Origin of the sequence: Methylobacterium gregans, assembly GCF_022179245.1 — a bacterium.
GTDB classification, from domain to species: domain Bacteria; phylum Pseudomonadota; class Alphaproteobacteria; order Rhizobiales; family Beijerinckiaceae; genus Methylobacterium; species Methylobacterium gregans.
Map to the genome: position 1 here is coordinate 1 of NZ_BPQM01000193.1, position 10,414 is coordinate 10,414.

Sequence of the window (10,414 nt, forward strand, 5' to 3'; positions counted from 1 at the left end):
CAGGCAGGACCGAGCAGCCGGCCAGGAAGCCGGAGGATCCGGCCACGAGGCCGGCCGTCAGCGCGGCGAGCGCTGCTTTACGCACCATTACACACTCCCATCCGGGTCTCCGGCCGCGGGCCGGTCGTCGGTCTGGCATAGGATCGTTGCTCGCATTTGGCAGAGATCGCTTTAACGGAGCGTTCAGCCACGCATCGTCCGTCACGGGTCGTCGCGCCTCGCCATCCGCCCGCATTACGTCACCAGAGTGGCACGGTCACGCTTGCGTGGGGCTCGATGCTACCGGAGGCGTCATATCCGCGTGAAGCGTGGCGCGCAGGCGACGGCCGAGCGCGTCGGCCGTCCGGTCGATCCGACGCGGCCCGGCGGCGGGAGCGCCGAACCGGAACAGGGCGTAGTCGGTGCTGGTCTCGCCGAAGCCCGGCCGGCAGGTCGGCAGGGCGGGGGCATGGTCGCCGAACACGCAGAGCGTCGCCCGCTCGCCCGCGAGGCCCGCGACCAGTGCCTCGATCATCCGTCCCGTGTTGGCCACGTGATGGAGGTACTGCGCCAGGGGATCGTCCAGGCCCGGCAGCCGGCCGGGCTTCCAGGGCCCGTGATTCTCCATGGTCACGCTGAACAGGAAGAGCGGCCCACGACGCGCCCGCACCTCCGCCAGGACTCGCTCTCCGAGTGCGACGTCGCCCACATAGGGGCCGATGCGGGGCGCATCGGCGAAATCCTCGCCCATCACGAGACGGTCGAAGCCGAAGCGCTCCATCACCCGGGCGCGCTGGAAGAAGTCGCGGTGGAAGGGATGGACGAAGAGCGTCTCATAGCCGTTCGCCGCAGCGCGCCGGGGGAGGCTTGCCGGCTCGTCGCCGCCTCTTGCGAGGTAGGGATCGTAGAGGCCGAAGCCCAGCGCGTCCGGTGAGGCGCCGGTGAGCACGGCGTGCTCGCTGCGCATGGTGTAGGCGCCGTGCGCGGGCACGCGCAGGCGGCCGTACTCGGCGGCGCGGCTCCGGATCAGGTCCATGGCGGGCAGCGGGGGACCGCCGAGCCGCTCCGGATCGATGAAAGATTCGAGCTGGATGACGACGACGACGGGATCGCCCGGCAGAGCCGGTTCGGCCGGCGGAGCGGCGGGTGCGGTCTCAGCGGGGCGGCGCAGCGCGTAGGCGATGAGCGTCGCCGGGAGGCCGATCCGGGCGATGTCCGCCTCGAGGTCCGGCCGCGGGAAGCGCCGGGCGAGGGCCCGGGCGAGTGGGCCCCGCATCGCCGCGGCGGCGAGTGCCGCCAGGCCGAGCGGCAGAGCCAGGATCGCGGCGAGGCTCCGCGCCGCGCCTGCCGGCAGCAGGCTCGGCTCCAGCCCGTACCAGAGCGCGATGCCCGCGACGGCGGCGAGGACCGGCCCGGCGACGCGCGGGCTCGTTACGGGCGGGATGTAGTAGAGCTGCGGGTGGCGCGGCACCTGCGGCAGCAGCGCGAAATCGCTGAAGACCAGCGGCTCGCCGATCACCCCGCGCTTCGCCCGGCTGATCAGCACGAGCGCCGCGACGGTGGTCACGGTGCTGTTGGCGGCGAGCCACGGCCGCCAGGAGAAGCAGAACCAGAACAGGGTGAGCAGCGCGTAGGCGCCGAATCGCAGAGCGACGTCGCCGGGGCGACGGCTGAAGGGCGCGCGGGCCGCTCCGCCCCAGGCCTCGATCGCCGCTGCCAGTGCGAGAGCGCAGACCAGAGCTGCGAGGAAGCTCATGCGTCCGGTCCCTGAGACTGGCGGATGCCCCGGCGCGCGCGCAGATGCCGGACGATCGGGTTGAGCAGGCCGTAGCGCGCCCGCATCGTCAGATGCGCGAGGCGGCCGAGGGCGAGCGCGCTCCGCGGCGCCGTCTCCCGGGCGGCGCTGAGCCGGTCGAGAAGCTGCTCCGGCTCGCAGGGCTTCATCGCTACCGGGTCAAGATAGCGCGGATAGAGGATGAGCGCGCCGGCGACGAGTTCGTCCAGAGCGAGGCGCCGGCCCCGGTCGGCTCCGGGCGCCAGATCCTCGCAGAGGCCCCAGCCCGAGTAGAACGGGCGCCCGTGGGTGGCGACGGTGAGCCCCCGGATCAGCGCCTCGAAGCCGGCGAGCGAGGTCATGGTCTCGACGTGCTGCACCCGGTCGAGCAGGTCCACGATGCTGATGCCGCCGACGACGCGGTCCGCGAGCGTCAGCGCCTCGGCCTCCGGGATCGCGCCCGGCCGGAAGCCGGCCTCGACGTCCGGATGCGGCTTGTAGAGCAGGAAGGCGTCGGGGTTGCGCGCGCGGGCCGCCGCCAGCAGGGCCCGGTTCGAGCGCACGGTGGGCGAGCCGTACTGCACCGAGGCATCGTCCTCGACCTGACCTGGCACAAGCACCACCCGGCGATCGGCGGGCCAGTCGGCCGTGCCGGCATCGAGCCCAACATTGTACTTGCTGAGGCGGCGCGCCACGACCTCCTCGCGCAGGCGCCGCGCCCGCGCGACGAGCGGCGCAGGAAACGCGGCCTCCTTGAGGATCAGGGCGAGGCGGCTGTCGCGGCGGGGATCGTAGTAGATGCCCGCATCGTCCACGACGATCGATGCGCCCGGCCGCAGGCTCGCGCCGAGCCCGACCGAGCGCAGGAAGCCGTCCTCGATCCGGGCGAGCGGCAGGCCGGCCTCGGTGCAGGCCGCCTCCAGCGCCTCCGGCGCCCGGGTCGCCCAGGCCTGCACCCGCGCGCCGTGGCGCTGCCCGGCCGCGACGGCGTCCGCGACCGTCATGGTGTGGATCGGCGGTCCCGCCGGACCCGCGGCGAAGACGTCGAGCGCCGGTCGTTTCCACTTCGAGATGCCGACATAGACAACGCGCCGGTCGTTCTCGGCGAAGCGCGCGGCGAGCCACGCGACCTTCTCGGCGCAGTCCTCGGGCGAGACCGGCCGGCGTGTCCAGGGATCAAAATGGTGCACCCGTGCGCCGTCCGGCCCGTGGATGCGGAGCGAGGCGAGCCCGGTCGCCGGCGTGTCGTAGGGGCTCAGCAGCGGCCCGGGCTCGACGACGAGCACCCCCCGGCCGAGCCGGCCGGCCAGCCGGGCGGACAGGGAATCGCGCCGCCACACGGCCGCGCGTGCGCCGGCCCGCCCGAACCGGACGCAGCCGCCCCCGGTCGCCGCCTCGATCTCGGCGCGCAGGGAGCGGATCGTCGGTCCGATCGCGAAGAAGTCGGTCGATGCGGCGGCCATGTCTGCGGCGATGTCTCCGCCCTCTCTCGTCGCTCACCGGTGGAATATCCGGGACCCGCCCGCCTGTAGCGCATTTTCGGGCGTGCGGGACCGATCCTGTGCGAAACGGGGGCAGCGGGGACAAGTCCGGCCCGGGTTGCAACCTCAAGCGGTGCGGACATATCGCCGCCGCGATTGGCCCATACCCCGGGATGAACCGGGGCGGTACGGCGCGTTGCGAGACGGTCACAGGCCCCAGGATTCACAGGGATCGACCCCCGCAGCGGATTGCTGAGACCCGGGGTGTCGTGCAAGCCCATGATCGACTGCCGGAAACTCCCGCGGCTTCCGGCGCGGTGAAGGACAGAAGCGCCTCAGAATGCTGCAGCCTCGCCAAGACACCGCGATGACCGGTACCGCGACCCCCGATACGGCCACCCGGCTGCCGCCGCGGCCCGAGGTCCGGGCGACCCCGATCGATACGGTGGCCCGCGAGGGCGCGGACCGCGACCGTCCCGCGACCTTCCTGTTCCTGCAGGGCATCGCCTCGCCCTTCTTCTCGGATCTCGGCCGGGCCCTGCGGGCGCGCGGCCACAATGTCCGGCGCATCAACTTCTGCTCGGGCGACTGGCTGTTCTGGGGCGGCGAGTCCGACCATTACCGCGGGCCGCGCACCGGCTGGGAGGCGTTCCTCGACGCCTACGTGGCCGAGCACGGCGTGACCGACATCGTGCTGTTCGGCGATTGTCGCCCCTTCCACGTCGTCGCCCGCGAGGTCGCGACGCGCGAGGGGCTGCGCGTCCACGTCTTCGAGGAAGGCTATATCCGGCCGAACTGGATCACCTGCGAGCTCGGGGGCGTGAACGGCTTCTCCTCGCTGCCCCGCACGGCCGAGGCGGTCCGCGCACTCGCCCGCCGCCTGCCGCAGCCGGCCCGGGCCCTGCCGTCGTCCGGCGACATGGCGCGCCGCAGCTTCTGGGACGTCAGCTACAACCTCGCCAACGTCCTGTTCCCCTACCTCTACCCGCGCTTCCGCAGCCACCGGCCGACGCATATCGCGATGGAGTATGCGGGCTGGATCAAGAAGTTCGCCCGCCGCGGCCGGACCCGGCGCGAGGCGGCCCACTGCGACGAGATCTACCGCGCGGTCGGCTGCGACTACTTCCTGCTGCCGCTCCAGCTCGACAGCGACTACCAGATCCGCGTGCACTCCCCCTTCCTCGGGGTCGAGGGCTTCATGGACCGGGTGATCAAGTCCTTCGCCGAGACCTCGAAGGCGCCGACGCGCCTCCTCGTGAAGCTGCACCCCCTCGACAGCGGCCTGATGAATTGGCGCCGCTTCGCCCGCGCCTCGGCCCGGCGGCACGGGGTGAGCGATCGGCTCGACTTCATCGACGGCGGCGACCTGCCGGCGCTGATCGCGGGCGCGCGCGGCGTGGTGATCGTGAACTCGACGGTCGGCATGCTGTCGCTGGAGATGGGCCGCCCGACCCACGCGGTCGGCACCGCGATCTACAACATGGCGGGCCTGACCCATCAGGGCGACCTCGACAGCTTCTGGACCGACCCGACCCCGCCCGACATGGATCTGGTCGCCGATTTCCGCCGCGTCGTCCTCAACCGGACGCAGGTGAACGGCGGCTTCTTCTCGCAGGACGCGATCGCCCGGGCGGTCGCCGGCTCGGTGCCGCGCATGGAATCGGCCATGCCCGACGCGACGCTTGCCGCCGCGCGCGCCACCCGCGAGCGGGCTGAGGAGGACGGGCGCCTAGCGCCGGTTTACTGAAAATCCCGGTTTCGAAAGGCCTGAGGCCTTTCGCGGGTCCAGGGCGGAGCCCTGGTCGGCGAAGCCATGTCTCAGGGCGCTGCCCTGAGAACCCGCCCAAGGGCTTCGCCCTTCGGGATCCAGAACTTCGCGGCGCTTGATCCCGCGAAGCCCGGCGGGGTAGCACCGCCCCATGCCCTGCATCCTGATCACCGGCGCGTCGAGCGGCATCGGCGCGGCGCTCGCCCGGCACTATGCCGGCCCCGGCACCACCCTCGTCCTCGTCGCCCGGGACCCCGCCCGGCTTGAGGCTGTCGCGGAAGCCTGCCGCGGCCGCGGCGCCGCGGTCGAGACCGAGCGCCTCGATGTGCGCGACCGACCGACCGTGCGCACCTTCGTGGAGACGGCGCACGCCCGCCGCCCGCTCGACCTTGTGGTCGTCAACGCGGCGATCAACGGCGGCCACCCGACCGGGGACGTCGAGACCGAGGCGGTCGCCTTCGAGACCGCCGACATCAATCTCGGCGGCGCCCTCAACGTCATGCTGCCCTGCGTGAGCCTGATGCTCGCCCGCGGGCAGGGCCAGATCGCCCTGATGTCCTCGCTCGCGGCCTTCGCGCCGCTGCCCGACGCGCCCGCCTATAGCGGCGCCAAGGCGGCGCTCCTCGCCCACGGCCTGGCGCTGCGCGAGAAGGTCCGGGCGCGCGGCGTGAGGATCAACGTCGTGACGCCCGGCTACGTGAAGACCCCGATGGGCGGCGACTACAAGGGCTGGCGCCCGCTGGAGATGAGCGCGGACGAGGCCGCCCGGCGCATCGCCCGTGGGCTGGAGCGGGACCGGGACATCGTCGCCTTCCCCCTGCTGCTCGCGGTGCTCGCCCGCGGCGCCGGGCTCCTGCCCGAGCGCTTGCGCCGGCTCGGCATGCACGGCTTCCGCTTCCAGATCCGGAAGCGGCGCTGATGGCGCGCGCCCGCATCGCGCTCTTCGTTCTGGAGGCGCTCCCGAACGCGCGGGCCGTGCGCAGGTTCGTGGCCGACCACGCGCTCGAGATTGCCTTCGTGGGGCTCTCGAACACCGAGCGGCCGGCGGCGGGTGGCCTCGTGGGCCAGGTGCGTCGCCATCTGGCCCGCTCGGGCCCCGCGATCCTGCCGTATCTCGGCATCAATTTCGGCCTGCCCGACCTGCTGCGCCCGCTGGCGCCCCTGACTCAGGCGCTGGGGCGCAGCCAGGATCTCAGCGAGACCACGCCGCTCGCCGCGCTCTGCGCCCGCCACGGCGTGCCGACGCTGACCGTCGATGACGTGAACGGGCCGGAGGTGGCCCAGGCGCTGCGCGCGCGCGTCCCGGACCTGATCCTCACCTACCATTTCGACCAGATCCTGCGACCCGAGACGATCGCCGCAGCCCGGCTCGGCGGGATCAACGCCCATCCGGGGCTGCTGCCGCGCCACCGCGGACCGGTGCCGACGATCCACGCGCTCGCTGAGGGGCCCGACGCCTTCGGCATGACCCTGCACCGGCTCGCCCCGCAGATCGATGCGGGCGCGATCCTGGCGCAGGAGCGCTTCCGGCTTTCGCCCAACGTGACGGCGACGCGGGCCTCGGTGCAGCTCCACCAGCACGGCCTCCTGATGCTTCAAGCGTTGCTCGACCGGATCGCAAGGGACGGCGCGATCCCCGAGGGCGAGCGCGTGCCGGTGCTGCCCTACTGCCCGTTCCCGGACCGAGGGATGCTGCGGGCGATGCGGGCGCGCGGACAGAAGCTGACCGACGCCCGGGACTTGGCGGAGGCGCTGGCGTTGAACGCGCGGGGTTGACCGCCGCGCAGTCTCCCACTCCCTCTGCGGGGGAGGGCGAGCGACGCGGGCGCAAAAAAAGCCCTCCCGCCGCGTGGCGGAAGGGCCCATGACCTCGGCGCCGATCCTCAGCGCGAAAACTTCTTGTACTTCAGCTTCTTCGGGATGATCGACTCGAGACCGAGCCGGCGCTTCTTGTCGGCCTCGTAGTCCGAGAAGTTGCCCTCGAACCACTCGACGTGGCTGTCGCCCTCGAAGGCCAGGATGTGGGTCGCGATCCGGTTCAGGAACCAGCGATCGTGGCTGATGATCACCGCGCAGCCCGCGTAATCCTCCAGGCCCTCTTCGAGCGCCCGCAGGGTCTCCATGTCGAGATCGTTGGTCGGCTCGTCGAGGAGCAGGACGTTGCCGCCCTTGCGCAGGGTCGCGGCGAGGTGGACGCGGTTGCGCTCACCGCCCGAGAGCGTGCCGACCTTCTTCTGCTGGTCGCTGCCCTTGAAGGCGAAGGCCGCGCAGTAGGCGCGCGAATTGATCTCGCGCTTGTTGAAGTAGAGGATGTCGTTGCCGCCCGAGATCTCCTGCCAGACGGTGGCGTTCGGATCGAGCGCGTCGCGCGACTGGTCGACATAGCCGAGATGCACGCTCTCGCCGACCTTGATCTCGCCGGCATCGGGCTTCTCGGTGCCGGTGATCATCTTGAACAGCGTGGTCTTGCCGGCGCCGTTGGGGCCGATCACGCCGACGATGCCGCCCGGCGGCAGCTTGAAGGAGAGGTCCTCGATCAGCAGGCGGTCGCCGAAGGCCTTCGAGAGGCTGTTGAACTCGATGACGTTCTGGCCGAGCCGCTCGGTGATCGGGATGACGATCTGCGCGGTGGCATCGACCTTCTGCTGCTGCTTGGCGACCAGCTCCTCGTAGCGGGTGATGCGCGCCTTCGACTTGGTCTGGCGGGCTTTCGGCGAGGCCGCGATCCACTCCGTCTCGCGGGCGATCGAGCGCTGGCGGGCCATGTCCTCGCGGCCCTCCTGCTCCAGGCGCTTCTGCTTCTGCACCAGCCAGGAGGAGTAGTTGCCCTCGTACGGAATGCCCCGGCCGCGGTCGAGCTCCAGGATCCAGCTCGTCACGTTGTCGAGGAAGTAGCGGTCGTGGGTGACGATCAGGATCGCGCCCGGATACTGGCGCAGGTGGCCTTCGAGCCAGTTCACCGTCTCGGCGTCGAGGTGGTTGGTCGGCTCGTCGAGGAGGAGCAGCTCCGGCTCCCAGAGCAGCAGCTTGCAGAGCGCCACGCGGCGGCGCTCGCCGCCCGACAGCGTGGCGACCGGCTGCTCGTCGCTCGGGCAGCCCAGGGCCTCCATGGCCTGATCGACCTTCGAGTCGAGCTCCCAGAGGTTCTGCGCCTCGATCTGGTCCTGGAGGGCGGTCATCTCGTCCGCCGTCTCCTCGGAGTAGTTCATGGCGAGCTCGTTGTAGCGGTCGAGCATCGCCTGCTTCTCGGCGACGCCTTCCATCACGTTCTCGCGGACCGACTTGTTCGGATCGAGCTGCGGCTCCTGCGGCAGGTAGCCGACGCGGGCGCCCTGTGCGACGAAGCCCTCGCCGGTCCAGTCCGTGTCGATGCCGGCCATGATCTTCAGCAGGGTCGACTTGCCGGCGCCGTTGATGCCGAGCACGCCGATCTTGGCGTCCGGGTAGAACGAGAGGTTGACGTTCTCCAGGACCTTCTTGCCACCCGTGTAGGTCTTGGTCAGACCCCGCATGTGGTAGATGAATTCGCGGGCCATCGCGGGTATCCTCATGAGCGTTCGTGCCGGCGCGTTCGCGCTCGCCGTGCCGGCGCACGGCTGACACGGAGGGCGGGCGAGGGCCGGTTCGCCCGATCCTCTCGGGTCGCCGGCCCCTGTCGCGGGAAATGATCACGCCCGAGTATCAGGACGCGCCGGGGCGGGCAAGGATGCCCGTCGGGCGATGGAAGGATGCCCGTCAGGCGAAGGGGTTGCGCACCGGCTCCGTCCGCTCGTCGGGCTCCCCGGGCTCCGCGATTTGCTCCGGCAGGTCCTGCGCTTCCAGCGCGGCGACGATCGCCTCGGCGGTGCGCCTCAGCTCGCGTGCCAGCGCGAGGCCCGCCTTGTCGCGGGTGATCTCGCAGGTGCCGTGCAGGGCGATGCGCGCGCTCCCGTTCTCGAAGGTGAGCGCCCCCAGCGTGCGCACCGCCGCGTCGTCCGCGAAGGGCTCGAAGCCGGTCCCGTGTCTGCTGCGCGTCATGGGGCCTCCTCAGAAGATCGCGCGCAGGGCGTCGCGGATCGCCTTGCGCAGGGCCCGACCCGCCTCGCGCCAGAGCCAGTCCTGCCAGGTCTCCTCGCGCGGGCCGCGCCGCTCGGCCTCGTCGCCGCGGGCGAACTCGCGCGGCTCGGGCAGGGGCATGGCCTGCCCTTTCACCGCCTCCGGCAGGCCCGGGAAGACGTCGATCCCGGCCGTGCCCCGCAGGGACGCGATCGAGACCGGCTGCCAGGCGCCGCCGGGCCTGTTCGGTGCGAGGTAGGCGCCGGCCTCCCCGCGGGCCGGATCGTAGAGCGCCTTGTAGAGCTGCGTCGGCACGAGAACCCGGCTCTTCACCGCGTCGACGGAGCCGCCGGTGAAGACCACCCCGGTCACCACGTAGAGCGTGCCACGCTCGCGTGCGAGACGCCGCACGCTCTCCTCGATGCCGGCCCAGAGGCCGCGGTTGAAGGTGCGGTTCTGCGGCACGATGTTGGCGAGGCTGAACGACTGAGCCTGGGCGGTGGGGGTCGGCATGTCGCCGGCGGGCGCCAGATGGCCCCGGTCGAAGCCGGAATGGACGTAGTCCTCCAGCACCGAGCGGTCCGCCTCCGGCAACCGGTCCTCCTCGTGGAAGCTGTCGTCGCGCGCGACCGCGCGGGCCTCCGCCACGCTCTCCCGCGTCAGACGCTCGGCGGCGTAGAGGGGCGTGCGCGAGGCGCCCGAATGCAGCACCGCGAAGGCCTCGAAGCAGAGGGACACGGTGCGTGCCGCGAGCTTCGGGTTGGTGAGCACCGGCACCCGCCCGTCTGCGAAATGGCCGGGGCAGGCCGTCTCCGCCGCGGCCGAGGTGGCGGCGAGGAGGAGCGCGACGGCGAGGACGCGCCTCAGTAGCACATCCGCACCCTCCGCGGACCCTGCGGAGTCGGGCGCTCGCGCCAGCCGCACGGGCGTCCGAGGCTGCCGCGGAACGGGTGGACCTCCCGGTCCGGGCCGCCCGGCACAGTCCGGGGCGGGCAGGCTCCGAGGAAGCCGCACGCGAATGTGAGATTGCCATCGACCGGACGAGGCGCGGCCGAAGCCTGACCCAGCAAAGCTGAGCACCAGAGCAGGGCGGCCGACAGCGTGATTCCGCACGAACGAACGGATTTCAAAGGGCGGACCTCATGTTGCCGCAGGGGCACGAATTCGCAAAAAATCGCGCCCCAACATTGATCGGAGCAGCGATCATCCGTAACTGGCACTATCATGACAGCGGTTGTGCCTGCTGTCCCCCCGGAGTTCACGGCCCCGTTACCGGGCATCGCGTGAGCCGCGCCGATGGCGACCGGAGAGGGACGTGGCGCGATCCGGCACAGCTTCAAGAACGGAAGAGTTCCCCTTGGCCGAGAACGAGAGCGT

General features: G+C 71.6%; 8 protein-coding genes. 3 read left to right on the forward strand and 5 right to left on the reverse strand.

What is annotated here, in order from left to right; translation table 11 throughout:
- Positions 1 to 256: 256 nt before the first annotated feature.
- A complete protein-coding gene (locus tag MFF54_RS27230; protein WP_238307315.1) occupies positions 257 to 1,735 on the reverse strand; it encodes an LTA synthase family protein in 1,479 nt (492 codons plus the stop codon).
- A complete protein-coding gene (locus MFF54_RS27235; protein WP_238307316.1) occupies positions 1,732 to 3,216 on the reverse strand; it encodes a capsular polysaccharide export protein, LipB/KpsS family in 1,485 nt (494 codons plus the stop codon). The genes MFF54_RS27230 and MFF54_RS27235 overlap by 4 nt, the downstream gene beginning before the upstream one ends.
- Positions 3,217 to 3,601: 385 nt before the next feature.
- Here MFF54_RS27235 and MFF54_RS27240 point away from each other — a divergent pair, with 385 nt between their 5' ends.
- The 3 genes from MFF54_RS27240 (at position 3,602) to MFF54_RS27250 (ending at position 6,778) form a co-directional block, all read left to right on the forward strand.
- Positions 3,602 to 4,981, forward strand: coding sequence for a capsule polysaccharide biogenesis protein (locus MFF54_RS27240; RefSeq protein ID WP_238307317.1), 1,380 nt, complete (start codon positions 3,602 to 3,604; stop codon positions 4,979 to 4,981).
- 172 nt (positions 4,982 to 5,153) lie between these two features.
- On the forward strand, positions 5,154 to 5,921 hold the full coding sequence (locus tag MFF54_RS27245) for an SDR family NAD(P)-dependent oxidoreductase (RefSeq protein ID WP_238307318.1): 768 nt from the start codon (positions 5,154 to 5,156) through the stop codon (positions 5,919 to 5,921).
- Positions 5,921 to 6,778: a formyltransferase family protein gene (locus tag MFF54_RS27250; protein WP_238307319.1), complete on the forward strand. Its 858-nt coding sequence runs from the start codon at positions 5,921 to 5,923 to the stop codon at positions 6,776 to 6,778. The genes MFF54_RS27245 and MFF54_RS27250 overlap by 1 nt, the downstream gene beginning before the upstream one ends.
- A gap of 107 nt (positions 6,779 to 6,885) precedes the next feature.
- Here the strand turns inward: MFF54_RS27250 and ettA are convergent, their stop codons facing one another.
- The 3 genes from ettA to MFF54_RS27265 form a co-directional block, all read right to left on the reverse strand.
- Positions 6,886 to 8,538: an energy-dependent translational throttle protein EttA gene (gene ettA / locus MFF54_RS27255; RefSeq protein ID WP_238307320.1), complete on the reverse strand. Its 1,653-nt coding sequence runs from the start codon at positions 8,536 to 8,538 to the stop codon at positions 6,886 to 6,888.
- A gap of 199 nt (positions 8,539 to 8,737) precedes the next feature.
- Complete coding sequence (locus tag MFF54_RS27260; RefSeq protein WP_238307321.1) at positions 8,738 to 9,019, reverse strand: hypothetical protein; 282 nt, start codon at positions 9,017 to 9,019, stop codon at positions 8,738 to 8,740.
- A 9-nt stretch (positions 9,020 to 9,028) separates the two neighbouring features.
- Positions 9,029 to 9,910: a DNA/RNA non-specific endonuclease gene (locus tag MFF54_RS27265; protein WP_370880339.1), complete on the reverse strand. Its 882-nt coding sequence runs from the start codon at positions 9,908 to 9,910 to the stop codon at positions 9,029 to 9,031.
- Between the last annotated feature and the right edge of the window lie 504 nt (positions 9,911 to 10,414).

Bases quoted from the DNA above. Each gene is read 5' to 3' on its own strand.
- MFF54_RS27245 (WP_238307318.1), top strand. From the start codon at position 5,154: ATGCCCTGCATCCTGATCACCGGCGCGTCGAGCGGCATCGGCGCGGCG.
- ettA (WP_238307320.1), bottom strand. From the start codon at position 8,538: ATGGCCCGCGAATTCATCTACCACATGCGGGGTCTGACCAAGACCTAC.
- MFF54_RS27250 (WP_238307319.1), top strand. From the start codon at position 5,921: ATGGCGCGCGCCCGCATCGCGCTCTTCGTTCTGGAGGCGCTCCCGAAC.
- MFF54_RS27230 (WP_238307315.1), bottom strand. From the start codon at position 1,735: ATGAGCTTCCTCGCAGCTCTGGTCTGCGCTCTCGCACTGGCAGCGGCG.
- MFF54_RS27240 (WP_238307317.1), top strand. From the start codon at position 3,602: ATGACCGGTACCGCGACCCCCGATACGGCCACCCGGCTGCCGCCGCGG.
- MFF54_RS27235 (WP_238307316.1), bottom strand. From the start codon at position 3,216: ATGGCCGCCGCATCGACCGACTTCTTCGCGATCGGACCGACGATCCGC.
- MFF54_RS27260 (WP_238307321.1), bottom strand. From the start codon at position 9,019: ATGACGCGCAGCAGACACGGGACCGGCTTCGAGCCCTTCGCGGACGAC.